Here is a 25,553-nt window from a genome sequence, read left to right on the forward strand (position 1 = left end):
GGCAGCTTGCCAGTTACATGACCGCGCCGACACGACAGCCGCTGAAGCCCGTACCGGCGCAGTCCCTTCTGCGGCGTCACCGCACCCTGCCCGACAGCGGACCGCAGCTCGTCCGCGTCAATCCCGCACAACATATCCTGATCGGGCAACGCCTCGTCGATCGCGGCGTCCTCGACCCGGGCGATCTGGTCAAGGCGCTTGCCATGCAGGTCCGGCAGGACACACGGCTTGGCGACATCCTTCTCTGCAACAGGATGGTCAGCGAGTCGGAGCTGATGGAGGCGCTGTCGGAGCAATGGTCCGCGGCCATCGCCGATCTCGATAACAACGCGCCCGATGCGCGCCTGATCGACGCACTCGGCGCCGCGCAATGCCTGCGCGAGCGGTTGCTCCCGTGGCGCCGCAGCGGAAGCGCCGTCGTTGTCGCCACTACCCACCCCGAACGGTTTGCCGCCCAGCGATCGGCGCTCGAGGCCCGGTTTGGCACGGTGGTGATGGCCCTGACCACGGAAGCCGCGCTTCACCGCGCATTGATGCAGGTGCGCAATCCCGCCCTCGCCGTGCGCGCCGAGCTTCGTGTGCCGTCGTTTTATTCCTGCCGAGGATGGGGAACGGTGGCCGCAGCACGCATGATGCTTGCCGGCGTCATCGCCGTGACGGCCGCCGCCCTGGCCTATCCCGCCATCATCTTCTCGCTTCTCGCTGGATGGGCCGTGCTCACCCTCGTTGCAACTGCCTCCCTTAAGGGGGCGGCGCTCGTCACCACCGCCCGTCATCTCCGAGCAACGCGCAAGCCCCTCTTCTCCCCGGCGGCGAACACCAGCCCGGCCATCGCGCGACTTCCCACCATCTCGGTGATGGTGCCGCTGTTCCACGAAGAGGACATCGCCGGGCGCCTCATCCAACGCCTCACCCGGCTGGCCTATCCCAAGGAACTGATGGACATCCTGCTCGTCGTCGAGGAATCCGACGAGGTCACCGCGGAGGTGCTGTCCCGCACCAGCCTGCCGGGCTGGATGCGGGTCGTCACCGTGCCGCGCGGCGGCGTGCAGACCAAGCCGCGCGCGCTCAACTACGCGCTGGATTTCTGCCGCGGACAGATCGTCGGCGTCTGGGACGCCGAGGACGCCCCGGAGCCGGACCAGTTGCACAAGGTGGTCCGGCACTTCCACGAGCGCGGGCCTGAAGTCGCCTGCCTGCAAGGGGTTCTCGACTACTACAACCACAGCACCAACTGGCTCAGCCGCATGTTCACCATCGAATACGCGAGCTGGTTCGGCGTCGTGCTGCCCGGCCTGCAACGCCTCAACCTCGCACTGCCGCTCGGCGGCACAACGCTCTATTTCCGCCGCGAGGCGCTGGAAAAGATGGGCGGCTGGGATGCGCATAACGTGACCGAGGACGCCGACCTCGGCATGCGGGTCGTGCGCCATGGCTACCGCACCGAAATGGTGGAGACCGTGACGCAGGAGGAGGCGAACTGCCGCGTCGTGCCCTGGATCAAGCAGCGCTCCCGCTGGCTCAAGGGCTATGCGATCACCTGGGCAATTCACATGCGCTCGCCAAGGCGCCTCTGGCGCGACTTGGGTCCGTGGAAGTTCCTCGGCTTTCAGATCCTGTTCCTCGGCACTCTTACACAATTCATCCTGGCGCCGATTCTCTGGTCCTTCTGGCTGCTGACACTGGGTCTTCCTCACCCGCTGACCGGCCTGATCCCGGCACCGCTATACTGGAGTCTGATGGGCATCTTCGCCGTCTCCGAACTGGTCAACCTGTCGGTCGGCGCCTTCGCGGTTCGCAATCCGGGACGTCGGTTCCTGATGTGGTGGTTGCCGACTCAGCACTTCTACTATCCCTTGGCAGCCGCCGCGTCCTACAAGGCCATCTACGAGATCCTCACCCGGCCGTTCTACTGGGACAAGACGCAACACGGATTGCACGACGAACCCGGCGAACCGAAAATCGACGCAGACGACGAGGCTACGCCTCAGCAAGAGGACCTCTCAGGCACGTCCTCAGACTAGGTGCGAGACTTCAGCTGGCCGAAGGTCTTGTCGGGATCGAAACCGGCTGCGCAGCGAAAGCTGTCGCAGCATCCGAAGGCGCGCGGGCGCGTGCGGTTTCAGGGGGCGGTCTTGAGCGCGCTGTCCTGGGTCAGACGCTGCACGAAAGCGCTGGAGATATGGGCCTTCAGCGCATCATAGGCCTCCTGCTCCTTGTGGTCCCGGATTGCATCCACGATCACCTGGTGCTCGTTCAGCGCCATGGCGCCCCGACCTTCCGCGGCCAGTGAGGTCGTCGCCATCAGCGCCATCGACCGATAGACCAAGTCGAGTTGCTGCACGAGGTAACGGTTGTGGGAGGCAAGATGGATCTGCCGGTGAAAGCGCCGGTTGGCGCGTGCCAGCGCGGCGGGATCCTCGATCAGCTTGCGATCTGCGTCGATCATGTTTTGCAGCACTTTCACTTCCTCGACCGCCGCATGCCGGGCTGCGAGCCGCGCCGCGAGGCCTTCCAGTTCGGACCGCACCACATAGAGCTCTGCCAGCTGGTTGTGGTCCAGCGAGGCCACGATCAGGCTGCGCCCGTCGCGGGCCAGAAGCGACTGGGTCTCCAGCCGCTGCAGCGCCTCGCGCACCGGCGTCCGCGAAACGCCGAACCGGTCCGCCAGCTCGCTCTCCACGAGGCGATCGCCCGGCTTGTAGATTCCCACGTCGATCGCCTCGAGAATCATCTCGTAGGCGTCTTTCTGGGCGGGCTTGTCGCTGGGCATCGGTCATTCCTCGGTTCGCGGCGGGTCGCGGGGGAACACGCTACCCGATACCGACCGAAACTCAAGAAGTTGGGCGCCACGGCGAACGGCCGGAACGTCGCATGGCGCTGCTTGCACGCCAGCCGGCACCGCCCTAGGGTCCGCGCATGATCCATTCCAGCTTTTCCCACGTCCAGACCTGGGTCTTCGACCTCGACAACACGCTCTATCCGCCGGAGATGCGCCTGTTCGATCAGATCGAGGTCCGCATGACGGCTTGGGTGATGCGCGAACTGGGCGTCGAGCGCGACGAGGCGGACCGGCTGCGGCAGCACTACTGGCGCCTTTACGGCACGACGCTGGCCGGGCTGATGCGCGAGCACGGCACTGACCCTTCGGGATACCTGCACGAGGTGCATGACATCGACTTCGGGCACCTGGTTCCGGATCCGGATCTCGCGCGCGGCATCGAGGCGCTGCCCGGGCGGCGCATCGTCTACACCAACGGGTCGCGGCCCTATGCCGAGCGCGTGATCGCGGCGCGGGGGCTGGAGGGGCTGTTCGATGCCGTCTACGGCGTGGAGCATGCGCGGTTTCACCCCAAGCCGGAACGCATCGCCTTCGAGACGGTCTTTGCCACCGATGGGCTTGAACCCGACAAGGCGGCGATGTTCGAGGACGACCCCCGCAACCTGGCAGCACCGCACGACATGGGACTTCGCACCGTGCACGTGGCTCCCGAGGCAACCGGCGCACCGCATATCCACCATCACACCGACGATCTCGCGGGCTTTCTGGGCGAAATCACCGGACGCTGAGATGCGCTTGGCCCCACTCCCCGGCTGCGGCAAGATGGTCGCGCGCGTCCCCGCGTGATATGCGATAGGGTGAATGAACGTCGAAATCCGGAGCATTCAGATGAGCGAAGACCACACCCCACCGACCGAAAGCCTCGAACCCTTTACCGGAGACCGCGGCTGGAAAGGCCTTTCCCGCAGCGAGGGCGAAGGCGCGGCCTTTGCGCTGGTGGCGCTGCTGCTGGTGATCGCTGTGCTGGTCGGGCTGACCATGGGCGCCGCCGGCGTCGGAGTGCTCTTCGTGCTGCTGGCCTTCGTGTCGCTGGCCATTCTCGTCGTCATCTCGATCGGCGGCTAGGCAAGGCGCGTGCCCCGGACGGCAGCCGGGGCCCTTTGCCGCTTGCGACTTACCAGCCATGCGCCCTACATCCGGCTGCAGGAGGGTCCGACCATGGCATGCACCGAAACCGAAATCCTGATCGCCGGCGGCGGGATCGCCGGCCTCACCGCGGCGCTGGCTTTTGGCCGCGCCGGATTCCGCACCATGCTGGTCTCGCCCGAACCGCCGGTGACCGAAGGCGAGGCGGACGGCTCCGACCTGCGGTCGACGGCCTTTCTGCAACCCGCAAAGGCGCTGTTCGAGGAAATCGGCCTCTGGGACGATCTCGCGGAGACCGCGACGCCGCTGAACGTGTTGCGCGTCGTCGACACGGTGGGCTGGCCGCCGCAGATCCGCGACAGCCGGGAATTCATGGCGAGTGACCTCGGCGCGCAGAGTTTCGGCTGGAACCTGATGAACTGGCGCGTTCTCAAGGGATTGTCGCGGGTTCTTGACGGGCTGCAGACGGTCGATCTCCGCTTCGGCACGCGCTTCAAGTCGATGGTGGCGCGCGACACCGGCGCCATCGTGCGGCTCGACAACGGGGAATCGGTCACGGCGAGACTCGTCATCGGCGCCGACGGCCGGAACTCCGCTGTTCGCGAGGCCGCTGGGATCGGCGTGAAGACGACGCGCTATGGGCAGAAGACCCTCGCCTTCGTCGTCAGCCACACCAAGCCCCACGCCAATGCCTCAACCGAGATCTACAACGAGGGTGGGCCGTTCACGCTGGTGCCCCTGCCCGACCTCGATGGACGGCCGGCCTCGGCAGTGGTCTGGATGAACCCGGGGCCGCGGGCCGAAACACTGGCCGCCATGGACCAGGCCGCCTTCGAGGCCCGGATGTCGGAGCGGTCCTGCTACATCCTCGGCCCCCTGCACCTGAAATCCGCACGCCGGCTCTGGCCGATCATCAGCCAGCGCGCCGAGCGCCTATCTGCGCCGCGGGTGGCGATCATGGCCGAGGCCGCTCATGTGATCCCGCCGATCGGCGCGCAGGGCCTCAACACCTCGCTGAACGACCTGATCCTGCTGCGCAACCTCGCGCTGATGGCCGGACGCGAGGGCCTGGGCGAGGCAAAGATGCTGGATTCCTACGACCGCCAGCGGTCGGGCGACATACGGCGGCGGGTGGGCGCCATCGACCTGTTCAACCGGGTAACGCGCTCCCCCAATCCCCAGGTGCAGATGCTGCGCCTGACCGGGATGAAGGCGGTGCACGACCTCACCGGGCTGCGCCAGGCGATCATGCGGGCCGGCATGGGCCACTGAGGACGGAACCGGGGGCCAGCCCCCCGGAGCCCCCCGGGATATTTGCGCCAAGAAGATGTGTCAGAGAACCTTGTCGACAGCGGCTTGCAGGCGGGCGAGCGTGCCGGGCACGTCGTAGAGCTTGTCGAGACCGAAGAGGCCGAGGCGGAAGGTCCTGAAATCTGCCGGCTCGTCGCATTGCAGCGGCACGCCGGCGGCGATCTGCAACCCTTCGGCGGCGAACTTCTTGCCGTTCTGGATCTCCGGATCGTCGGTGTAGCTCACGACCACGCCGGGCGCGCCGAAGCCGTCGGCAGCGACCGAGCGGACGCCCTTTGCAGCCAGCATCCGGCGCACGCCGTCGCCGAGCGCCCATTGCGCCTCCCGCAGGCGTTCGAACCCGTGCTCGCGGGTTTCCAGCATCGTGTCACGGAAGGTGCGGAGCGCATCCGTCGGTAGCGTGGCGTGATAGGCATGGCCGCCGTTCTCGTACGCGGCCATGATCGCGCGCCATTTCTTGAGATCGAGCGCGAAGCTGGAGCTTTCGGTGGCTTCGAGCCGGGCCACGGCGCGGGAGCTCATCATCACCAGCCCCGCACAGGGCGACGCGGACCAGCCCTTTTGCGGCGCCGAGATCAGCACGTCGACGCCAGTGGCCTTCATGTCGACCCAGGCGGCGCCGGAGGCGATGCAGTCGAGCACCATCAGCGCGCCGACCTCGTGCGCGGCCTCGGCCAGCGCCGTGACGTAGGTATCGGGCAGGATCATTCCCGCCGCGGTTTCGACATGGGGGGCAAAGACGACATCGGGCCTCGCCTCGCGGATCTTCGCGGTCACTTCCTCGATCGGCGCGGGCGCGAACGGTGCGCGCGTGTCGTTTCCCGCCTGACGCGCCTTCATCACCGTGGTCTGCGAGGTGAAGCGGCCGGCGTCGAAGATCTGGCTCCAGCGGAAGGAGAAGAAACCGTTGCGCACGACCAGCGCATGGGCGTCAGTGCCGAACTGGCGCGCCACGGCCTCCATTCCGCAGGTGCCGCCGCCGGGCACGAGAGCCACGGCATCCGCATTGTAAACCTCGCGCAGCATTTCGCTGATGTCGCGCATCGCCTGCTGGAAAGTCGCGCTCATGTGATTGAGCGAGCGGTCGGTGAAAACGACGGAATACTCCAGCAGCCCGTCGGGATCTACGGTGTCGAGCAAAGCGGCCATAGGTGCCTCCCCTGATGCGTGTCGCCCCGTGCTACCGCGCGCCCATCGGTTTGGCAAATGGCGGTATTGACGCTCCGGGTTTCATCCCCAGCGGACGTGGGCGGCCTTCAACCGGAACCGGGCCGGGACGCTCCTCCCCGCCCGCGTCAAACCTGATCAGCCGAGCGGGCCCGGCAGCCGCTCCTCGCTGAGCATCACGTTGGCCTCCACGTTGCCGGCACCGGGAAGGGTCATGATGCGACGACGCAGGACACGTTCGAAATCGGCAAGGTCGCGCGCCACGACCTTCAGCCGGTAGTCGAACAGGCCGAGCACGTGTTCGATCGCCTGGACCTCGGGAATGGCGGAGGCGGCGCGTTCGAACTCGTCAAGCGACACACGCCCCTTGGTGGCGAGTTTCACACCGAGAAAGACCGTGACGCCGAAGCCGAGCGCCTCGCGATCGAGCACGACCCGGCGGCCGGAAATCACGCCGCTCTCGGTCAGTCGGCGAATACGGCGCCAAGCGGCGGGCTGTGACAGGCCCAGCCTGCGGCCCAACTCGCCTGCGCTGAGCGCGGCATCGGCGCGAAGCGCGCGCAGGATCGCGCGGTCGGTCTCGTCGAGGTCCATCACAGCGGCAGGATCTCCCGGGACTTGATGGTCGCCACGTGAACCAGCGCCTCGACGTCGGCGATATGCGGCAGGGTCAGGATCCTCGTCCGGTAGAGATGCTGATAATGCGCCATGTCGCGGGCGATGATCACCAGCCGGAGGTCGACGCGCCCGAGAAACGTCTGGATTTCAAGTACCTCCGGCACCTTTCTCGCCTCGCGAATGAAGACGTCGAAGGCGTTGGACTGAGTCTTGTCGAGCGAAATGCGAAGAGAGACATGCACCTGGTAGCCAAGCGCGTGCCAGTCGATCACCGCCTCCTGTCCCTTGAGAATACCGCGGTCGCGCATCCGCGTGAGACGCCGGGAACAGACCGAGGGCGTGGTGCCGGCGGCGTTCGCGAGATCGGCAATGGCGATTCCCGGGTCGGGCTGAAGGTGGCGCAGCAGGCGGCGGTCGAGGTCGTCGAGCATGAATTCACCGGATTTGGTTCGATACACTTATAGAATGCGCCGCCTTTCCCGCCAATCCGGGAAATTTGAAACGTCCATGCACGTCTTTTGCATAGAATGCCGCCAGCAACACCGCTCAAGACTGAAGGAAAACACCATGCGCGTGTATTACGACCGCGATTGCGACATCAACCTGATCAAGGACAAGAAGGTCGCCATCCTGGGCTACGGCTCGCAGGGCCACGCCCACGCCCTGAACCTGCGCGACAGCGGCGCCAAGAACGTCGTCGTCGCCCTGCGCGAAGGCTCCGCCTCCGCCGCCAAGGCCGAGGGCGAAGGCCTGAAAGTGATGGGCATCGCCGAGGCCGCCGCCTGGTGCGACCTGATCATGTTCACCATGCCCGATGAACTGCAGGCCGAGACCTACCGCAAATACGTGCACGACAACCTCAAGGAAGGCGCCGCGATCGCCTTTGCGCACGGCCTGAACGTGCATTTCGGCCTGATCGAGCCGAAGCCCGGCGTCGACGTGATCATGATGGCCCCCAAGGGCCCCGGCCACACCGTGCGCGGCGAATACACCAAGGGCGGCGGCGTGCCCTGCCTCGTCGCGGTGCATAACGACGCTTCCGGCAAGGCGCTGGAGATCGGCCTCAGCTATTGCTCCGCAATCGGCGGCGGCCGCTCGGGCATCATCGAGACCAACTTCCGCGAGGAATGCGAAACCGACCTGTTCGGCGAGCAGGCCGTGCTCTGCGGTGGCCTGGTCGAGCTGATCCGCATGGGCTTCGAGACACTGGTCGAGGCGGGCTACGCCCCCGAGATGGCCTATTTCGAGTGCCTCCACGAGGTGAAGCTGATCGTGGACCTGATCTACGAAGGCGGCATCGCCAACATGAACTACTCGATCTCGAACACCGCCGAATACGGCGAGTACGTCTCCGGGCCCCGCATCCTTCCCTACGACGAGACCAAGGCCCGCATGAAAGCCGTCCTGACCGACATCCAGACCGGCAAGTTCGTGCGTGACTTCATGCAGGAAAACACCGTCGGCCAGCCGTTCTTCAAAGGCACCCGCCGCCTGAACGACGAGCACCAGATCGAACAGGTCGGCGAGAAGCTGCGCGGCATGATGCCGTGGATCTCCGCCGGCAAGATGGTGGACAAGGCGCGCAACTGAAGCTGCCACCCCCCGTTGAAAGAAAAGGGCGCTCCGAAGAGCGCCCTTTTTGTTTCGGAAGCCCGGTTTCGGCCTCAGGCCGCGGCTTCCACGGCGGCCACCACCGCCGCGACGACGTCTTCCATCAGCGTCGCATCCTCGCTTTCCGCCATCACACGGATCAGCGGTTCGGTTCCGGACTTGCGGATCAGCAGCCGGCCATTGCCGGAAAGCTGCGCTTCGGCCGCCGCGATCGCCTTCTGGACCGAGAGCGTTTCCAGCGGCGTCTGGCCGTCCTTGAAGCGGACGTTGCGCAGCAACTGAGGCACCGTCTCGAAGGTCATGGACAGGGCCGAGGCCGGCAGTCCGGTGTCGGCCATCCCGGCCAGGAACTGCAGCGCGGCGATCAGACCATCGCCCGTCGTGGCGTAATCCGTGAACACGATGTGCCCGGACTGCTCGCCCCCGAGGTTGAACCCGCCGGCGCGCATCCGCTCGACGACGTAGCGGTCGCCAACCGGCGTCCGCTCCAACCGCAGCCCGCGGCCCTCGAGGTAACGCTCCAGCCCGAGGTTGGACATCACGGTCGCGACGAGCGCACCGCCCCGCAGCCGGCCCTCCTCGGCCCAGCGGGAGGCCATCAGCGCCATGATCTGGTCGCCGTCGGCCACCCTGCCCTTCTCATCGATGATCATCAGCCGGTCGGCGTCGCCGTCGAGGCAGATGCCCACATCGGCGCCATGTTCCAGCACCGCGGCCACGGCCGCCTCGGTATGGGTGGAGCCGCATTCCTTGTTGATGTTGAGACCGTCCGGCGAGACCCCAAGCGGGATCACCTCGGCCCCAAGTTCCCACAACACTTCAGGCGCCGTGCGATAGGCCGCGCCATTGGCGCAATCGACCACCACCTTCATGCCGGTCAGCCGCAGATGGGTGGGAAAGCTCGCCTTGGCGCGTTCGATATAACGGAAGCGGCCGTCGTCGATCCGGCGGGCGCGGCCGATATTCTCGGCCTTGGCCAGTTCGACCCCGTTCACCACCAGCGCCTCGATCTCGGCCTCCGCCTCGTCGGAGAGCTTGAAGCCGTCCGGCCCGAAGAACTTGATGCCGTTGTCGTAATGCGGGTTGTGACTGGCAGAGATCATGATCCCGACGTCGGCCCGCATTGAGGAGGTCAGGAAGCCCACCGCCGGCGTCGGCACCGGACCGAGCAGCAGCACGTTCATGCCGGTCGAGGTCAGCCCCGCGGTCAGCGCGTTCTCGAACATGTAGCCCGAGAGCCGGGTGTCCTTGCCGATCACCACCCGGTGGCCGGACTTGCCGTCGCGGCGGAAATACCGACCGGCCGCAGCGCCGAGCTTCAGCGCCATGTCGGCGGTCATCGGGTGCGCGTTGGCGCGCCCCCGCACCCCATCGGTTCCGAACAGGTTCCTGCTCATCTTCCCCCCTCGAGTTGTTTCCCTGACCAGGCAGCCCACGCGAGGCGTAGCGCCTGCGCGGTTTCCGCGGTGTCGTGCACCCTGACTATCTGCACCCCTTGCGCCACGGCCGCAAGCGCCACGGCGATGGACCCAGGCGCCCTGTCGCGCGCCTCGGCCGCGCCGCCGACAGCGCCGACGAAGCGCTTGCGCGATGCCCCAAGCAGGACCGCGCATCCGAGGCTGTGGAACAGCGACAGGCGGGCAAGAAGCGCGAGGTTGTGCTCCAGCGTCTTGCCGAAGCCGATGCCCGGGTCGACGATCACCCGCTCCCTCGGCAACCCGCCGGCCTCGGCACGGATCAGGCGCTCTTCGAGGAAGTCGTAGACGTCGAGCAGCACGTCGTCGTAGCGCGGATCGTCCTGCATCGTGGCCGGCGTGGCCACCGAATGCATCAGGCAGAGCGGCGCGCCGGTTTCGGCCAAAAGCGGCAGCATCGCCGGGTCGAAGCCGAGCCCGGAGACGTCGTTGACAAGATCGGCGCCCGCCGCGAGCGCGGCACGAGCGACCTCGGCCTTGCGGGTGTCGATCGAGATTGGCGACGCCACGCCCGAGGCCCGGAGTTCGGAAATCACCGGCACGGTGCGCGCGATCTCCTCTGTCACGGGCACCTCGTCGGCGCCGGGCCGAGTGGATTCGCCGCCGATGTCGATGATCTCGACCTCCTGCGCCATTTCCCTGGCCCGACGCAGTGCGGTGCTCCGCTCCTCGTGCTCGCCGCCATCGGAAAAGCTGTCCGGGGTCACGTTCAGGATGCCCATGATCGCGGGCGTCTCGAAGCTCAGCCCCGCGAGGGCCGGCCGGGGCGCGGCCAGCCGGGCCAGAACCTCGGACGGCACGGCATCGCAGCCAATCACCACTGGCGCAGCCCCACGTCGAAGCCGTTCGACACGGTCGAACCATGCCCAGCCGCCGGCCAGCGTCAGCGCCCCGTCCGGGCGTGCCGGATCGCAGCTCGGGATCGGGCGATAATAGTCGGTCATTGGACCCCTGCTCAGGTTCTGACGATGTCGCGCAGCTATAGCGCCAGTTCGTCCTCGAGTTCCAGCAGGTCACCCCTTGGCACCTCCGCCCCGAGACCGATGAAGCGTTCCGCCTCGAGCGTGCGCGCGAACCAGCCCGAGAGCGCAGCGGCCTCGCGCGGCCCGGCGTCGGGGCCCTCCACGGCATCCAGAACGATCTTCGAAGGCGCCCAGACGATGATTCGCCCGGCGTGGATGGCATGGGTGATTTCGGTGCGGCTGTTGACCACGATGCACCGGCGGTCGCGCGCGGCCAGAACCCAGGCGTTCTGCTCCAGCGCCAGAAGGTCGATCCGGCGCTGCGGCATGGACGCGCCCGCAACCGGCGTGGCGGCGTCCGGCATCCCGACGGTCAGCACCACGGGGCGTTTCAGACGCTCGATCTGGTCGAGCCACCCCGGAAGCCGCTTGTCCGCAATCGCCGCGTTGGACAGATGCAGCACCAGCGGTCGGGAATAGCGGTCGGGTTCCGGTTCGGTCGGACGCACGACGGCGCAGGAGCGCTCGATCTCGATACCGAGCGCATAGGGCCCGCGGTCGAGCTTCTCGATTCGTACGAAGACCCGGCGCGCCCGCGGCTCGCCAAGAAGACGTTCGGCGACCCGCTCCGCCAGCGTCTCCAGCAGGCTCAGTCGTTCGGCTGCCAGCGCGGCATCGATTGCCTCGGTGATAGCGTCATAGCTGAGGATCCTGTCGACATCGTCGGCCAGCGGCGCCGCGGCATGACCGACCTCGACCACCACGTTGAAGCGCAAACGCTGCTCCACGCCGCGCTCCTCCTGGAAGGCGCCGATTTCGACGGTGCGTATATAGTCGCGCAGGGAGATGCGGTCGCGGGGGGCATCCGCGGGCGCCGTCGCGGAGGCGCGGCTTTCGGGATGGGCGAAGGCGAGTGTAATGTCGGTCGTCATGTCGGCTTCATGCCACGTTCCGCCGGCAAAGCCACGCGGCAAACGACGAATTTGAACCGCCATGCGATCCCTGCGACCTGCCGGACGCGCCGAGGAAACGTATCCGACGTCCCTTTCAGGCGATCGGGCATCAGGAGCGTCGCGGGCTTACGACCGCGGGTGGCGGTAGAAACGGTGATCCCCGATGTCCGCCGTCCTCGGAAATTTCTTCGACCAGGACGGGCGCACGGCGGTGGTGTGGTAGTGGGTGGCCCCACCGGTCAGCAGCCGCGGCGCGCCGTTCAGCATCAGCCGCGCCACCTTGCCGACCCGGCGAAAGGCGGAGGGCTCGTTGATGTTCTCGGGATTGCCATCGCAGGTGTAAGTGAACTGGCACTGGTACCGCTTGCCGGTGCCCTGGTTGACCACGCCGCAGACGGTGTTCGGGTAGAGCGGGCTTTTCACGCGGTTCAGAATGACCTCGGCCACCGCGAACTGGCCTTTCACGCTCTCGCCGCGCGCCTCGAAATAAAGCGCCTCGGCAAGGCATTCCCATTCCTGTCCGCCCTCGACGAAGGGCTGCTTGTCGAGCCAGCCCCGCGTATAGCTCACGGACTTGAAAGTGCGCGGACGCGATTTCGCACGGAGGGAGCTGCTCGGGGCCAGGCGCCCCAGATGGTCGTCGCTGAGCGAGTTCAGCACGCGGCTTTCCATTCCCATCAGGCTTTCCAGTCGCTCAGCCCCAGACCCTGACGGGTCCGTCGAGGTCGACAGACGGACTTCGGCTTGTGCTGCTCCGGAGAGCGAAATACCGAAAACAAGCGACAGAACGGTTGCACGCAAAAACGACATAAGACTTTCCCACCCAGCGACGCGTCTGGCCACGTCGAGCCGTCGGGGGCGATAGCGCACGACGGCTAAAGGTGTAAATGCCACAAACCGTCCGAATTGGCAGGGACGCTGACCTAACGGCAGAATCGTGGCCAAAATGTGACGAAACTGGGCGGATTTCCGCCAGAAATCGGCAGAAAACTGCGCGTTTTCAATCTTGTGAGTCTGGCACTCCCGGCGACTTGAGCGCGAGATGGGCCGCAGCGAGTCGCGCGACGGGCACACGGAAGGGCGAACAGGACACGTAGTCGAAGCCCGCGTCCCGGCAGAATCCGATGGTATCCGGATCGCCGCCATGCTCGCCGCAGACCGACAGAACGACGTCCTTGCGGGCCTCCCGACCCCGCTCTGCGCCGATCAGAAGTAACTCTCCCACCCCATCGCGATCAAGCGAATGGAAGGGGTCTTCATGAAACACGCCATTGCTCACATATGTTCCCATGAAGCGGCCGGCGTCGTCGCGCGACAGTCCGTAGGTCATCTGCGTCAGGTCGTTGGTTCCGAAGCTGAGAAAGGCGGCATAGCTCGCGATCTCACCCGCCCGCAACGCAGCGCGCGGGGTTTCGACCATCACGCCGAGCCGGTAGTCGAAGCCCTGCCCCGTCTCCACACGCACCGAGGCGGCAACGGAATCGATCCGCGCCTTGACAAGTTCAACCTCGCGCTTGGCCGAGACCAGCGGGATCATCACCTCGGGCACCACCGCGGCGCCGGCCTGCCGGCTTGCCTCCACCGTGGCCTCGAAGATCGCACGGACCTGCATGTCGTAGATCTCGGGCATAGTGACGCCGAGACGCACGCCGCGCATGCCGAGCATCGGGTTGAACTCCGACAGCGCGTCGACGCGCCGGGTGACGTCGCTCAGCGGCAGGTCGAGCGATTCCGCCAGCGCCATGAGGCCCTCGCGATCGGACGGAAGGAACTCGTGGAGAGGCGGGTCGAACAGGCGGATGCAGACGGGCTGGCCGGCCATGATCCGGAACAGCTCCACGAAATCCTCGCGCTGCATCGGCAGCAGGCGATCCAGCGCCGCCTGTCGGTCGACCTCGCTGTCGGCAAAGATCATCTCCCGCATCACCGTCAGACGGGCGGGTTCGAAGAACATGTGCTCGGTGCGGCACAGGCCGATGCCGTCTGCCTCGAAGGTCTCGGCCATGCGCGCGTCGTCGGGCGTGTCCGCGTTGGCGCGGATGCCGATGTCGCGCACCTCGTCGGCCCATCGCATGAGCGTCCGGAACGGCCGGTCGAGCGCCGGCTCCAGCATGGGGACCGCGCCAGCCAGCGCCTCGCCCGTGGAACCGTCCACGGTGACGATGTCGCCCTCATGGAACACGCGCCCATCGGCGGTGGTCACCGTTTTCTCGCGGCGCGAGATCCGCATCCGTGAGGCGCCCACGATGCAGGGCAGCCCGAGCCCGCGGGCGATCACCGCGGCGTGGCTGGTCATGCCGCCGCGCTCGGTGATGATCCCCTGCGCCGCATGCATGCCGCGGATATCCTCCGGCGTCGTCTCCCGCCGCACCAGGATGCAGGGCAGCTCGTGGCTGGCCGAGGTCTGCGCGGCGCGGGAAGAGAAGACGAGCCGCCCAGTGGCCCCGCCGGGGCTGGCGGCAATGCCCTTGAGGATCACGTCGCGTTTGGCTTCCGGATCGACCTGCGGGTGCAGCAGCTCTGTCAGCGACATCGGCTCGACGCGCAGCAGCGCCTGCTCGGGCGAGATGATCCCGTCCTCGGCGAGCGCCACCGCGATCTTCACGTCAGCCCGCGCACTGCGGACGACCTTGACCGCGTCGAGCACGCGCAACTCGCCCTGCGAGACGGTGAACTTGATCTCCATCTCCTCGCGCAGGTTGGTCCGGCAGGTGTCGAGGATGCGCGTCAGCTGCGCGAAAAGCTCAGGCGCCTCTTCCTCCATCGAGGCCCCGCGCGGATCGGCGGCAAGGAACATCTCCTGGCGCTTGCGCCCGGATCGGCCCTTGCGCTTGTAGCGCCCGGTGATCTGGCGGTCGCCGGTCACCTTGTCGATCATCCGGATCACCCCGGAGCCGCTTTCGCCGGTGCCGAGCCCAGGCGCCATGTCCTGCACCACCAACCCCAGCCCGGCATCGACCGGCGCGCCCCGCGCCTGCCGCAGCAGCCGGGCACTCACCCCTTCCCAGGCGCGCGCCATCGAGCGCAGCACTTCCTGCATCTGCTCCGCGGGATCCTGCGGGAAGGGCTCGTCCATCTCGATCTCGAAGGCCGCCAGCGCCGCGCGGACCGGATCGTCGTCCTCCGCGGCCTCCTCGAATGGCTCAGGGTCAAGCCGCGCGACCTCGATCGCATAGGCCTGAATGAACTTGACGTATTGCGCCGCTGCCGCCTCGCGACCGATCGTCTTGGAGAGCTCGGTGTAGCGCTCGTTGTTCATGCCGATATTGAGAACAGCCCCCGGCCCGCCCCAGTCGGGATCGGCGCTCGACGGACGCACCGAGACCAGCGGAGTCCGCCCGAAGGCCGAGAGCAGCCGCGGCGTGTCCGGCCGCACGCCTTCGGCGATCTTGTGCACCGCACCGAACGAGATCGCCACGGTTCGCGGGATCGGGATGTCGAGCCGCACCAGGCGCTGAAGGCATTTCGCCCGGCCGCCATGCGTATCTGTCCGCACGTCCGCAGTGGGCGTGATCAGCGTGAAATCCTTGAGGTCTCCCGGGTTCAACACAGGCGATTCCTTCGTATTGCGCCGGCCCCACAAGGATAGCCGAGCCGCGCCCTGCCACAACCGCTGCTGTGCAGCATCGCGGATTGCAGGCATTCGCGCAACAGCCGCCCGCCCGGCCGGTAGGCCGAACAGGCCCGTACCATCAGCCCTCGATACGCGTGAGATCGGCCGCCTGCAGGCAGATTTCCCGGATCCGGTGCAGCAGGTTCAGCCGGTTGCGGCGCACGATCTGGTTGTCGGTGTTGACCTGGACCGCCTCGAAGAACGCGTCGATCGGAGCACGCAGGGAGGCCATGGCTCCCATGGCCGACGCGAAATCTTCGGCCTCGATGGCCGAAGAGATCGCCCCCTCCGCGCGGTCCAGCGCGTCGAACAACGCCCGCTCCTCGTCGCTCTCGGCAAATTTGCGGTCGGGCCCGAACTCGTAGGAGACCCCATCGGCCTCCTCGGCCTGGGTCAGAATGTTGTTGGCCCGCTTGAAGCCCTGCAGCAGGTTCTCCCCGTCCTCGGTGCCAAGGAAATCCGACAGGGCCCGCGCCCGCTTCACCACCAGCGCAAGGTCGTCCCTGCTGGGCATCGACAGGCAGGCGTCGATCACGTCGTGACGCAGCCCTTCGTCCCGCAGGTGCACCTTGAGCCGGTCGTGGAAGAAACCGACGAGGTCGTCGCTGGTGTCGGGCGAATGCTCGGTGACCTTCTCGATCCATTCCGGAGCATCGCCCTCGATCTGATCGATCATCGCCCGCACCGCGCCGCCAAAGACGCCGTGATGCGCAATCTCTCCGAGCAGCGCATTGCAGAGCGCCTCTTCACGGTCGCTGGCCGGCTCGATCTTGTGGCGCAGGATCTGCGCGTCGATCAGGCGGTCGAGGTTCAGCCGCAGGCCATTGTTCAAAACGAGCCGGATCACGCCGAGCGCCGCGCGCCGCAGCGCGAACGGGTCCTTGGAGCCGGTGGGCTTCTCGTCAATCGCCCAGAAGCCGGTCAGCGTGTCGAGCTTGTCGGCCAGAGCCACGGCGACGGAAACCGGCGCGGTCGGCACGCTGTCCGACGGGCCGAGCGGCGAGTAATGCTCTTCCGCGGCGGCGGCGACCTCCGGGGCCAGCCCCGCGGCCTCGGCGTAATAGCGCCCCATCGTGCCCTGAAGCTCGGGGAACTCGTAGACCATCTCGGACGAGAGGTCGGCCTTGGCCACCTGCGCGGCCTTTTCGGCGTGCGCCTGATCGGCTCCCACCATCGGCGCGATCTCGCGCGCGAGCCCGGCGATCCGATCGATCCGCGCCTTCTGGGAGCCAAGCTTGTTGTGGAAGGTCACGTTGTCGAGCGCGTCGAGCCAGTCGCCCATCCCGGCCTTCGCCACGCGCAGGTCGTTCTCCCAGAAGAATTTCGCGTCCGACAGCCGGGCTGCGAGCACCTTCTGGTTGCCAGCGAGGATCGTCGCGCCGTTGTCCTCGGTCACCATGTTGGCGACGGTGACGAAGCATTCGATCCGGCCGCTCTTCGGATTCATCACCGAGAAGAACTTCTGATGCTCCTTCATCGAGGTCTTGAGCACCTCGGGCGGCAGGCCGAGGAAGTCGGCGCCGATCTCGCCCATCAGCACCACCGGCCATTCGACCAGCCCGGCCACTTCCGCCAGCAGCCCGCGGTCCTCTACGACCTCGAGCCCGCGCGCAAACGCCATGTTGGTCGCGTCATGCCAGATCGCCTCGGCCCGCTCCTTCGGATCGAGGATCACATGCGCCCGCTTCAACGCGGCCGCGTAATCGTCGAAGCCCCGCACGGCGAAGCGCCCCGGCGCCAGGAACCGGTGTCCCGCGGTGGTGTCTGCGGCCGCAATCCCGTCGACCTCGAGCGGCACGGTGCTGGTGCCGGCCTCGTCGGTCAGCGTGCAGAGGATCGAGTGCAGCGGCCTCACCCAGCGCAGGTTGCCCGCCCCCCAGCGCATGGACTTGGGCCAGGGGAAGTTGCGGATCGCGCTCTCCAGAACCTCGGCCACGATCTCGGCCGCCGGGCGGCCGGCCTTGGTGATGCTGGCAAACCAGACCTGCCCCTTGCCCGCGTCCCGCGCTTCGAGCTGGTCGCGGGTCAGCCCGGTCGAGCGCAGGAAACCCTCCAGCGCCTTTTCCGGCGCATCCACCCGCGGCCCCTTGCGCTCCTCGGTCACGGTCGGGCTCTCCGCGCTCAGCCCCTCGACCGTCAACGCCAGCCGGCGCGGCGTCGCGAAGGCCTCGGCGGAGGCATAGGTGAGCCCCGCCTCGACCAGACCGTCGGTCACCAGCTTCTTCAGATCGGCGCAGGCGCGCGCCTGCATCCGGGCTGGGATTTCTTCGGAAAGGAGTTCGATCAGAAGATCGGGCATGGTTGGTCCTCAGAGCGGCAGGAAGAACTGGATCGCGACACTGTTCACGATATCCACGAAGAAGGCCGAGACGAGCGGCAGGATGACGAAGGCCATCGGCGAGGGGCCGTAACGCTTGGTCACGGCGGTCATGTTGGCGATGGCGGTGGGCGTGGCGCCGAGCGAGACGCCGCCGAAGCCGGAGGCAAGCACCGCCGCGCGATAGCCCCGCCCCATCGCGGGGAAAAGCACGAAGAGCGTGAAGACGACGGAGAGCAGCACCTGCGCCCCCATCACCACCGCCAGCACCAGCCCCATGCCCTGCAGCGTCCAGAGCTGGAGGCTCATCAGCGACATCGCGAGAAAGGTGCCGAGCGCGAAATCGGAGACCATGGCCAGTGTGGGCGTCCGGCGCACTTCGACCACGCGCGGCATCACCGCGGGGATGAGGTTGCCCAGAACGATGCCGGTCAGCAGGCAGGGCACGAAAGGCGGCAGTTCGACCCCGGTATAGCTCAGCGCCTCCCAGAGAGAGATCCCGATGGCGATGGTCACGTGCACCCAGAGCATCACGCGCATGAAGGACAGGTGGTCGATCGTCTCGACCTCCTCGTCCTCGAAGCTCACGCCGATGGTGTTTTCTTCCTCCGGGCGCTCGGGCGTCAGCCCGTGCCGGTTGATCAGGTATTTCGCGATCGGCCCGCCGATCAGCGCCGCGCAGACGAGGCCGATCGTGGCCACCGCGACGCCAAGCTCGCTCACCCCGGCCGCGCCGCCGGTCAGTTCCTCGATCCGGGGCGTCCACGCGATCACCGTGCCGTGGCCGCCGATCAGCGCCGCCGAGCTCAGCAGCACGCTGAATTCCGGCGGCAGATCGAACAGTCGCGCGCCCGCGACGCCGACGAGGTTCTGCAGCACGACATAGCCGATGGTCAGCACCAGCAGGATCGCCAGCGGCACCCCGCCGCGCGCCAGGTCCGAAAGCCGCGCATTCAGCCCGATGCCGGTGAAGAAGACCAGCAGGAAGTAGTCCCGCGCGGCCAGGTCGAAGGCGATGGCCCGCCCGAGCAGGCCGTAGATCAGCATGGTGACAAACGCGACCAGCAGCCCGCCGGACACCGGCTCGGGGATGTTGAAATCGCGCAGAAAGGCGACCTGCCGGGTCAGCTTCGCTCCGAGCAGGTACACGAGAAAGGCAAGCGTCACCGAGGCGAAGCCGTTGAGTGTCATTGTCTCGATCACTCGGCGAACTCCTCGTTCACCTGGTGCCAGACATAGCCGCGCCCGTCCTCAAAAATCGCGACGACCCGGTCCACGCCAGTCGCGATGTCCTTCTGCCCCAGGAAGGCGACGGCCTCGCCCTGTTCCAGCGCCTCGCCCACTTCTTGTGCGTCGAAACACTCAAACCAGCGCGGCCCGACCAGCGGCACGGCCTTGGCATAAGGCTCGTAGGTCTCGGTCAGCATCGACAGCGACATCGGCGTGGTGAAACAGGCGCGATAGCGGATCGGCGAGGAAATGGCGTCGATCGCCCGGATGTTTTCGGCGAGGATCGGCTCCGGAGCGCCACCGATCAGGGTCAACGAGATCTCCTCCGGAGAAGCGGAGACCTCTTCGTAGTAGTAATATTCCTGCAAATAGTAGACCATCGCCCCGAAAATCAGCGCGATCGCCACGATTCCACCCCCGATGATCTTCCCGCTCATGTCGCCACCGTCCCGGCTGCCCCTGCGCGGCTCCCCGGATCGCCATGATCTTCAGCGGGGCCAGGGCCCTGCTGCCGGGGCTGGCGCAATAGCGCGGCCCGGTGGCTGATGGCGGCAGGCCGGGTCACGGCGCGACCCACCCCCCGGCTTCGGTCTGCACGAAGGCATCGGCGCAGCGCTTGGCAAGCGCACGCACCCGCCCGATATAGGCCTGCCGCTCGGTCACCGAGATCACGCCGCGTGCGTCGAGCAGGTTGAACAGGTGGCTGGCCTTGATGCACTGGTCGTAGGCCGGGTGCGCCATGACGATGCGCTTGCCGGTCTTGGGATCGACCTCGCCATGCGAGAGAATGTACTCGCAATGGGCCTCGGCCTCCTCGAACTGCTTGAGCAGCACGTCGGTGTCGGCCACATCGAAGTTCCAACGGCTGTATTCCGCCTCCGTCTGCCGGAACACGTCGCCATAGGTCAGCGGGATCGGCGCGTCGGGGCGGTTGAACGGCATGTCCATCACGTGATCGACGCCGAGCACGTACATGGCAAGGCGCTCCAGCCCGTAGGTCAGCTCGCCCGAGACCGGCTTGCAATCATGCCCGCCGACCTGCTGGAAATAGGTGAACTGGCTCACCTCCATCCCGTCGCACCAGACTTCCCAGCCGAGGCCCCAGGCGCCCAGCGTGGGGCTTTCCCAGTCATCCTCGACGAAGCGGATGTCATGCAGCGCCATGTCGATGCCGATCGCCTCCAGCGAGCCGAGGTAGAGCGCCTGCAGGTCCGGCGGGCTCGGCTTGATGAGCACCTGGTACTGGTAATAGTGCTGCAGCCGGTTGGGGTTCTCGCCGTAGCGCCCGTCGGTGGGCCGGCGGGAGGGCTGCACGTAGGCGGCGGCCCAGGCATTGCTGCCGAGCGCCCTGAGCGTCGTCGCCGGGTGGAACGTGCCCGCCCCGACCTCCATGTCATACGGCTGGAGGATCGCGCATCCCTTCTCGGCCCAATAGGTTTGCAGCCGCAGAATCACCTCCTGGAAACAGGTCGGTCGGGTGGTGTCGGTCATGGCTCGGCCCTGCTCGGTTGTCGGTCGCACTTGGCGGTGTTGCGCCTCAATAGGCGGCAGGCGGGCAAGGGTCAATCGCACCCCGGGACGCCGGCGATGCAGGACGGCCACGCTCCGCCGCCTCAGTCAGAATTGAGGTGCGCCCGCATGCGCCTCTGCTATTTTCCCGCGAAACGCCGCGTGGTCGGCAGAAACAGGCGAATTTCCGGGGAACCGAGCAGTGAAGCGCATTCTTTTGATTTTTTCGATCATGTCATTCTGGATCGTCGCGACGGGCGCGCGGGCGCAGCAGGACACGGCGTGGGTCCAGATCGAGGCCGTCCGCACCCTGGCGCTGGCGCAGGACAGGGCCCGCGCCTATGCCGGTGCGCTTCCCAATGTCGCCGGCTTCCGCACCGGGACGACCTGGTACGCTGTTGCGCTCGGCCCCTACACGGCGGCAACCGCCGAGGCCGAGCTGGCCGCGCTCAAGCGCGACGGGCTGATCCCCGCGGACAGCTACATCGTAACCTCCGACACCTATGTGCAGCAGTTCTGGCCGGTCGGCACCGACCTGCTTGGCGCGGCGCCCCGCCCCGGAACCGCCGGCACGCTGCCGCTCGCACAGCCCGAGACGCCCCCTGCCCAGCCCGAGGCGGAGAGCCCCGAAGTGCTGGCCGTTATCCCCGACGAGACGCCGCGCGAGGCCTTGGCCGGCGAGCGCAGCCTGCTGCCGGCAGAGCGCCAGGAACTGCAGGAAGCCCTGCAATGGGAGGGCTTCTATGCCGGCGGGATCGATGGTGCCTTCGGCCCCGGAACCCGCAACGCCATGGCCGCCTGGCAGTCCGCCAGGGGCTACGAGGCGTCCGGCGTGCTCACCACCCGCCAGCGCGGCGAGCTGGTCGATGGCTACCGCAGCGTCTTTGCCGATCTCGCCCTCGCCTCGGTCCGGGACGACACCGCCGGGATCGAGATGATCCTGCCCTCGGGCAAGATCGAGTACGGCGAAACCGAAGCGCCCTTCGTGCATTACGACAGCAGCGACGATGACGGCATCCGGGTCGTGCTGATCAGCCAGTCGGGCGACGAGGCGACGCTGTTCGGTCTCTACGACATCATGCAGACGCTCAACATCGTCCCGCCGAGCGGCTTTCGCGAGCGCCAGCAGCGGAGCTTCGTGCTGACGGGCCAGTCCGACACCCTGAGCTCCCACACTTATGCCCAGCTCTCCGACGGCGAGATCAAGGGGTTCACCCTCGCCTGGCCCCCGGCGCAGGACAGGCTCATGCAACGCGTCGTCCAGACCATGCGCGACAGCTTCATGCCGATCCAAGGCACCGTCCTGCCCGACACTGCCCTGAGCGGCGACGGCGCCGACCAGCGGATCGACCTGATGTCCGGCCTCGAGATCCGTCGGCCGGAACGCAGCCGCAGCGGCTTCTTCATCGATGCGGCCGGGTCCGTGCTGACCACGACGGATGTGCTCGCCCAGTGCAGCCGCCTGACCCTTGGCGAGGAGGCCGAGGCCGAGATCACAGCCCGCGACGACCGCCTGGGCCTTGCCCTGCTCAAGCCGCGCGAACCGCTCGCACCGATCGCCGTCGCCGAGTTCCGATCCGACGTGCCGCGCCTGAACTCCGAGGTTGCGCTCGCCGGGTTCTCCTTCGGGGACGTGCTCGACCTGCCGGTGATGACCTATGGCACGCTGGCCGACATCCGCGGCCTGCAGGGCGAGGACGATCTCGACCGCCTGTCGCTCGAATCCCGCCCCGGCGACGCGGGCGGACCGGTCTTCGACGGCACCGGCGCGATTATCGGCATGCTGCGCGCCCGCTCCGACAGCGACGGACGGCAATTGCCCCCCGATGTGAACTTCGCTGTCGATGTGCCGGCGATGGCGGAGTTTCTGGACGGGGCCGGCGTCGCGCTGCGCGGCTCGGACCGCCACGCCGCCCTGCCGCCCGAAGACCTCACGACGCTGGCTGGCGACCTCACGGTCCGGGTCAGCTGCTGGAACTGAGCCCGTACCCCGCGGCTCCGGCCGGAGGCGTCACTTGCGCCAGAAGGCCACGGTGAAGAGCGCGTAGACCGCCAGCAATTCCAGCCGCCCGACAAGCATCGCCGCCGAGAGGATCCACTTGGCGGTGACGTTAAGGCTGGAGAAATTGCCCGAGGGTCCGATAATCTCTCCCAATCCCGGGCCGATGTTGCCGAGCGTCGCGCCGGCACCCGACACCGAGGTCGTGAAGTCGAGTCCGGTCATCGCCAACGCCACGGAAAAGCCGCCAAGCGACACCGTGAAAAGAACGAAAAACGACATCACCGAACTCAGTGTGGAGACCTCCACCTCCCGCCCGCCATAGCGCAGCGGAAAGATGCCGCGCGGCGAGTGCAGCAGGCGGATCTGCTGCACGATCGCCCCGAACAGGAGCTGGTAGCGGAAGATCTTGACCGAACAGGCGGTCGAGCCGGCGCAGCCGCCGATCAGCCCGAGAAAGAAGAAAACCGTCGCGGCGAAGGCGCCCCATTCCTGGTAGTCGACGCTCGCATAGCCGGTGCCGGAGATGATCGAGGTCACGTTGAACAGCGCCTCGCGAATGCTCGGCTCCAGCCCGCGCCGGTCGTAGAACACCTGGAACAGCGCCAAGGTCACCGCGACGACGATGATCACCGCGAGGTAGGTGCGGATCTGGGTGTCGCGTAGAAACGGCTGCGCGGTGCCGGCAAGCAGCTGGATGTAGCGGACGAAGGGCAGGCTCGCGAGGAGCATCAGCAGCGAGGCGAAATACTCCGGTGGGCCCTGGAATGCCCCGAAAGAAGCATCGCGGGTGGAAAACCCCCCGGTCGAGACCGAGGTCAGCGCATGGTTGGACGCGTCGAAGAAGTCCATGCCAAGTGCGAGGTACCCGGTGATCGCAAAGATTGTCAGGGCCACGTAGATCCAGGTGATCTGCGCGGCGATCTCCGCCGCCCGCGGAAGGATCTTGCCCAGGGTGTCGAAGGCCTCGGAGCGGAATATCTGCATCCCGCCCACACGAAGTTCAGGCAGAAAGACCATGGCCATCACGATCACTCCGATGCCGCCCAGCCATTGCAGAAGCGACCGCCACAGCAGAAGACCATGAGGCAGGTTGTCGAGGCCAGAAAACACCGTGGCGCCGGTCGTCGTCAGCCCGGACATCGCCTCGAAATAGGCATCGGTGAAGGTCGCGTTGGTCGCCCCCAGCATGAAGGGCAACGCACCGAAGAGCGGCGCGGCCGCCCAGACCCCCGTCGTCAGCAGGAAGGTCTGACGCAGACTCAGCCCCTCTTGCACGGCGTTTCTGCAAGCCAGTGCCACCAGTCCACCGGTCAGTATGGTCAGGATCGCGCTTTCGGCAAACGCCGGCCAATGCCCGTTGCCCGCCACGAGGTCGAGCCCCAGCGGCAACAGCATCGTCACCCCGAGCGTGGCCACCAGCAGGCCGATGACATATCCCACAGGGCGAATGTCCAACATGGCCGAAGCGTTGGCGCGTGGCATCGCGACTGTCAAGCGCCCCAAGCACCTTGCCGCGGGGTCCGATGCTGCACCCGCACCGATTGCTTCTTTGCGAAGCAGCCTCGGATGGAGGCCGCGTCATACCTCGCACGCGAGGGATAGGCCGTATTCCTGCTGGCGCCGGCTTTCCCTAGCGGGCGTGAATCATGCTGGCGAAGAGATGAGGCTCGAGCCCGACAGAATCGAACGTCGTCCCCTCTGTCAGCACGCTGATCGCATCATGGCTGTGCAGGCTCTCCTGGTGGCTCGCCACCACCCGGAAATCGCCAATCCGTGCATCGGCCTGCAGCGCCTCGGCGAACAGCCGCGCCGCGTCCTCGACAAAGATCGGATTGGCCGCATTCAGTTCTGCGAAGGCCTGCTCGTCCTCGCGCTTGACCATCACCTGCGTCTCGGTCGGCACCGCCCGGCGGCACATCTCGACGATGTCCTCGAACCACAGGCAGCCGGCTTCCGGGTCCACCACCATCGAGATCCGCGCCACGGAGCGCTGCGAATGGGGCGTCGCAAGCTGCCCGCGGGTCCGGCGGGCGTGTTCCGACAGTTCCAGCGAGCACGGGCAGGTCGAAGAGTAGACGTAGTCGAGATGCAGGATCTTGGTGCGCACGCCGTCGCGGTCCACCACCTCGAGCGCCATGTCGTAGTATTGGTAGCCTTCAAGGCCGGAGCGCAGCGACTGCACCTTCATCGGGAAGGCGAAGCGCATGATGATCCGGGCGTCAAAGCTCTCCAGATCGCTCTTGTAGGCCTCCAGCGTCTCCTCGATCACCTCGAAGCTGAAAGTGCGCTCAGCGGAACGGTAGAAGCTCCGCATGATGCGCGACATGTTGATGCCCTTCTTGTCGGCATCGAGGCTGACCGAGCCGGTCACCGACGTGTCGAGGGCAATGTCCGCACCGTCACGGCTGTGAAAGCGGATCGGCAGTCGGAAGTTCGAGATCCCCACGTGCTGGATCTGCCGCCGGGCGCCGCGTATCAGGCTCTCTGGCCCGTTCTGGAGGTCGGGCATGCCGGCCTTGTAGTCGGCGTCCACCGTGAAATCGGACGGGTAGCTCCGGCTGAGGTCCGGATAGGCATCGACGGCTCCGCCCGGTTTCAGCCGGACGACCGCAGGATCGAGATCGGAAATCTCGACATCGGAGGCCATATCCGCCCATTGGCGCAGCACCTCCAGCGCCCGGCGTGCGTCCTCACGTGTCGGGTCCCTGTCGAAATCGGCGGTAATATAGTTCATCTCGGCCCCCCGCGGGTTTGTCCGGCGCCCACCCAAGGTCGGTATAGGCGGCCGGTTTGTCCAGTGCAGATCACGGTATAATACGCAGGCCGTCCCGATGCGGATCACTTCGGGATGCTGAGA

Annotated in this window: 21 protein-coding genes; 6 read left to right on the forward strand and 15 right to left on the reverse strand. The window is 66.8% G+C overall.

All coding sequences use genetic code 11. The features are described from left to right. The first annotated feature begins 17 nt into the window (after positions 1-17). Positions 18-2,024, forward strand: coding sequence for a glycosyltransferase (locus ACFQ2S_RS22800; protein ID WP_386078475.1), 2,007 nt, complete (start codon positions 18-20; stop codon positions 2,022-2,024). A 98-nt stretch (positions 2,025-2,122) separates the two neighbouring features. Here the strand turns inward: ACFQ2S_RS22800 and ACFQ2S_RS22805 are convergent, their stop codons facing one another. Beyond that, positions 2,123-2,773, reverse strand: a complete 651-nt coding sequence (locus ACFQ2S_RS22805; RefSeq protein WP_386078478.1) for a GntR family transcriptional regulator — start codon at positions 2,771-2,773, stop codon at positions 2,123-2,125. A gap of 146 nt (positions 2,774-2,919) precedes the next feature. Between ACFQ2S_RS22805 and ACFQ2S_RS22810 the strand changes: the two genes are divergently transcribed. The 3 genes from ACFQ2S_RS22810 to ACFQ2S_RS22820 all read left to right on the forward strand — a co-directional run bounded on the left by ACFQ2S_RS22810 (position 2,920) and on the right by ACFQ2S_RS22820 (position 5,200). After that, entirely contained in the window at positions 2,920-3,570 is a 651-nt protein-coding gene (locus ACFQ2S_RS22810; RefSeq protein WP_386078480.1) for a pyrimidine 5'-nucleotidase, read from the forward strand. 100 nt (positions 3,571-3,670) lie between these two features. Then, positions 3,671-3,907: a hypothetical protein gene (locus ACFQ2S_RS22815; protein ID WP_386078482.1), complete on the forward strand. Its 237-nt coding sequence runs from the start codon at positions 3,671-3,673 to the stop codon at positions 3,905-3,907. A 93-nt stretch (positions 3,908-4,000) separates the two neighbouring features. Then, a complete protein-coding gene (locus ACFQ2S_RS22820) occupies positions 4,001-5,200 on the forward strand; it encodes an FAD-dependent monooxygenase (RefSeq protein ID WP_386078484.1) in 1,200 nt (399 codons plus the stop codon). Positions 5,201-5,260: 60 nt separating this feature from the next. Here ACFQ2S_RS22820 and ACFQ2S_RS22825 read toward each other — a convergent pair whose 3' ends face one another. The 3 genes from ACFQ2S_RS22825 to ACFQ2S_RS22835 form a co-directional block, all read right to left on the reverse strand. Then, the gene (locus tag ACFQ2S_RS22825; RefSeq protein ID WP_386078487.1) at positions 5,261-6,388 is read right to left on the reverse strand and encodes an aminotransferase class V-fold PLP-dependent enzyme; all 1,128 of its coding nucleotides are present in this window, start codon (positions 6,386-6,388) and stop codon (positions 5,261-5,263) included. Between the two features lie 156 nt (positions 6,389-6,544). Next, a complete protein-coding gene (locus ACFQ2S_RS22830; protein ID WP_386078490.1) occupies positions 6,545-7,003 on the reverse strand; it encodes an Lrp/AsnC family transcriptional regulator in 459 nt (152 codons plus the stop codon). Further along, the gene (locus ACFQ2S_RS22835) at positions 7,000-7,455 is read right to left on the reverse strand and encodes an Lrp/AsnC family transcriptional regulator (RefSeq protein ID WP_386078493.1); all 456 of its coding nucleotides are present in this window, start codon (positions 7,453-7,455) and stop codon (positions 7,000-7,002) included. The genes ACFQ2S_RS22830 and ACFQ2S_RS22835 overlap by 4 nt, the downstream gene beginning before the upstream one ends. A gap of 76 nt (positions 7,456-7,531) precedes the next feature. On the opposite strand from ACFQ2S_RS22835, the gene ilvC reads away from it, so the two are divergent. Then, the gene (ilvC, locus tag ACFQ2S_RS22840) at positions 7,532-8,614 is read left to right on the forward strand and encodes a ketol-acid reductoisomerase (protein WP_386078496.1); all 1,083 of its coding nucleotides are present in this window, start codon (positions 7,532-7,534) and stop codon (positions 8,612-8,614) included. 74 nt (positions 8,615-8,688) lie between these two features. Here ilvC and glmM read toward each other — a convergent pair whose 3' ends face one another. The 9 genes from glmM to ACFQ2S_RS22885 all read right to left on the reverse strand — a co-directional run bounded on the left by glmM (position 8,689) and on the right by ACFQ2S_RS22885 (position 20,676). Next, on the reverse strand, positions 8,689-10,032 hold the full coding sequence (glmM, locus tag ACFQ2S_RS22845; protein WP_386078498.1) for a phosphoglucosamine mutase: 1,344 nt from the start codon (positions 10,030-10,032) through the stop codon (positions 8,689-8,691). Continuing rightward, entirely contained in the window at positions 10,029-11,054 is a 1,026-nt protein-coding gene (gene folP, locus ACFQ2S_RS22850; protein ID WP_386078501.1) for a dihydropteroate synthase, read from the reverse strand. Before folP ends, glmM begins: the two co-directional genes overlap by 4 nt. Positions 11,055-11,089: 35 nt before the next feature. Then, a complete protein-coding gene (locus tag ACFQ2S_RS22855) occupies positions 11,090-12,004 on the reverse strand; it encodes a dihydroneopterin aldolase (protein ID WP_386078504.1) in 915 nt (304 codons plus the stop codon). Positions 12,005-12,151: 147 nt separating this feature from the next. Beyond that, positions 12,152-12,703, reverse strand: a complete 552-nt coding sequence (locus ACFQ2S_RS22860) for a cell wall hydrolase (protein WP_386078506.1) — start codon at positions 12,701-12,703, stop codon at positions 12,152-12,154. Positions 12,704-13,025: 322 nt separating this feature from the next. After that, the gene (locus ACFQ2S_RS22865) at positions 13,026-15,575 is read right to left on the reverse strand and encodes a putative PEP-binding protein (RefSeq protein WP_386078509.1); all 2,550 of its coding nucleotides are present in this window, start codon (positions 15,573-15,575) and stop codon (positions 13,026-13,028) included. A gap of 142 nt (positions 15,576-15,717) precedes the next feature. Beyond that, positions 15,718-17,937, reverse strand: a complete 2,220-nt coding sequence (glyS, locus tag ACFQ2S_RS22870; RefSeq protein WP_386078512.1) for a glycine--tRNA ligase subunit beta — start codon at positions 17,935-17,937, stop codon at positions 15,718-15,720. Positions 17,938-17,946: 9 nt separating this feature from the next. Further along, on the reverse strand, positions 17,947-19,158 hold the full coding sequence (gltS, locus tag ACFQ2S_RS22875; protein WP_386078514.1) for a sodium/glutamate symporter: 1,212 nt from the start codon (positions 19,156-19,158) through the stop codon (positions 17,947-17,949). Beyond that, on the reverse strand, positions 19,155-19,622 hold the full coding sequence (locus tag ACFQ2S_RS22880; protein ID WP_386078517.1) for a DUF6446 family protein: 468 nt from the start codon (positions 19,620-19,622) through the stop codon (positions 19,155-19,157). Before ACFQ2S_RS22880 ends, gltS begins: the two co-directional genes overlap by 4 nt. A 124-nt stretch (positions 19,623-19,746) precedes the next feature. Next, a complete protein-coding gene (locus tag ACFQ2S_RS22885; protein WP_089232452.1) occupies positions 19,747-20,676 on the reverse strand; it encodes a glycine--tRNA ligase subunit alpha in 930 nt (309 codons plus the stop codon). A gap of 220 nt (positions 20,677-20,896) precedes the next feature. Between ACFQ2S_RS22885 and ACFQ2S_RS22890 the strand changes: the two genes are divergently transcribed. Further along, positions 20,897-22,675 (forward strand): trypsin-like peptidase domain-containing protein, encoded by a 1,779-nt coding sequence (locus tag ACFQ2S_RS22890; RefSeq protein ID WP_386078521.1) that lies wholly within the window; start codon positions 20,897-20,899, stop codon positions 22,673-22,675. A gap of 30 nt (positions 22,676-22,705) precedes the next feature. Here ACFQ2S_RS22890 and ACFQ2S_RS22895 read toward each other — a convergent pair whose 3' ends face one another. Together ACFQ2S_RS22895 and folE2 are read right to left on the reverse strand one after the other, a co-directional pair. Beyond that, complete coding sequence (locus tag ACFQ2S_RS22895; protein WP_386078524.1) at positions 22,706-24,154, reverse strand: TrkH family potassium uptake protein; 1,449 nt, start codon at positions 24,152-24,154, stop codon at positions 22,706-22,708. Between the two features lie 172 nt (positions 24,155-24,326). Further along, positions 24,327-25,430 carry a GTP cyclohydrolase FolE2 gene (gene folE2 / locus ACFQ2S_RS22900; RefSeq protein WP_386078526.1) on the reverse strand — a complete coding sequence of 368 codons (1,104 nt, stop codon included), beginning with the start codon at positions 25,428-25,430 and terminating at the stop codon, positions 24,327-24,329. Positions 25,431-25,553: the final 123 nt, after the last annotated feature.

Source organism: Tropicimonas aquimaris (assembly GCF_042676185.1).
Lineage (GTDB): Bacteria > Pseudomonadota > Alphaproteobacteria > Rhodobacterales > Rhodobacteraceae > Tropicimonas > Tropicimonas aquimaris.

Bases quoted from the DNA above. Each gene is read 5' to 3' on its own strand.
- ACFQ2S_RS22800 (WP_386078475.1), top strand. From the start codon at position 18: ATGACCGCGCCGACACGACAGCCGCTGAAGCCCGTACCGGCGCAGTCC.
- ACFQ2S_RS22805 (WP_386078478.1), bottom strand. From the start codon at position 2,773: ATGCCCAGCGACAAGCCCGCCCAGAAAGACGCCTACGAGATGATTCTC.
- ACFQ2S_RS22810 (WP_386078480.1), top strand. From the start codon at position 2,920: ATGATCCATTCCAGCTTTTCCCACGTCCAGACCTGGGTCTTCGACCTC.
- ACFQ2S_RS22815 (WP_386078482.1), top strand. From the start codon at position 3,671: ATGAGCGAAGACCACACCCCACCGACCGAAAGCCTCGAACCCTTTACC.
- ACFQ2S_RS22820 (WP_386078484.1), top strand. From the start codon at position 4,001: ATGGCATGCACCGAAACCGAAATCCTGATCGCCGGCGGCGGGATCGCC.
- ACFQ2S_RS22825 (WP_386078487.1), bottom strand. From the start codon at position 6,388: ATGGCCGCTTTGCTCGACACCGTAGATCCCGACGGGCTGCTGGAGTAT.
- ACFQ2S_RS22835 (WP_386078493.1), bottom strand. From the start codon at position 7,455: ATGCTCGACGACCTCGACCGCCGCCTGCTGCGCCACCTTCAGCCCGAC.
- ilvC (WP_386078496.1), top strand. From the start codon at position 7,532: ATGCACGTCTTTTGCATAGAATGCCGCCAGCAACACCGCTCAAGACTG.
- glmM (WP_386078498.1), bottom strand. From the start codon at position 10,032: ATGAGCAGGAACCTGTTCGGAACCGATGGGGTGCGGGGGCGCGCCAAC.
- folP (WP_386078501.1), bottom strand. From the start codon at position 11,054: ATGACCGACTATTATCGCCCGATCCCGAGCTGCGATCCGGCACGCCCG.
- ACFQ2S_RS22855 (WP_386078504.1), bottom strand. From the start codon at position 12,004: ATGACGACCGACATTACACTCGCCTTCGCCCATCCCGAAAGCCGCGCC.
- ACFQ2S_RS22860 (WP_386078506.1), bottom strand. From the start codon at position 12,703: ATGGGAATGGAAAGCCGCGTGCTGAACTCGCTCAGCGACGACCATCTG.
- glyS (WP_386078512.1), bottom strand. From the start codon at position 17,937: ATGCCCGATCTTCTGATCGAACTCCTTTCCGAAGAAATCCCAGCCCGG.
- ACFQ2S_RS22880 (WP_386078517.1), bottom strand. From the start codon at position 19,622: ATGAGCGGGAAGATCATCGGGGGTGGAATCGTGGCGATCGCGCTGATT.
- ACFQ2S_RS22885 (WP_089232452.1), bottom strand. From the start codon at position 20,676: ATGACCGACACCACCCGACCGACCTGTTTCCAGGAGGTGATTCTGCGG.
- ACFQ2S_RS22895 (WP_386078524.1), bottom strand. From the start codon at position 24,154: ATGTTGGACATTCGCCCTGTGGGATATGTCATCGGCCTGCTGGTGGCC.
- folE2 (WP_386078526.1), bottom strand. From the start codon at position 25,430: ATGAACTATATTACCGCCGATTTCGACAGGGACCCGACACGTGAGGAC.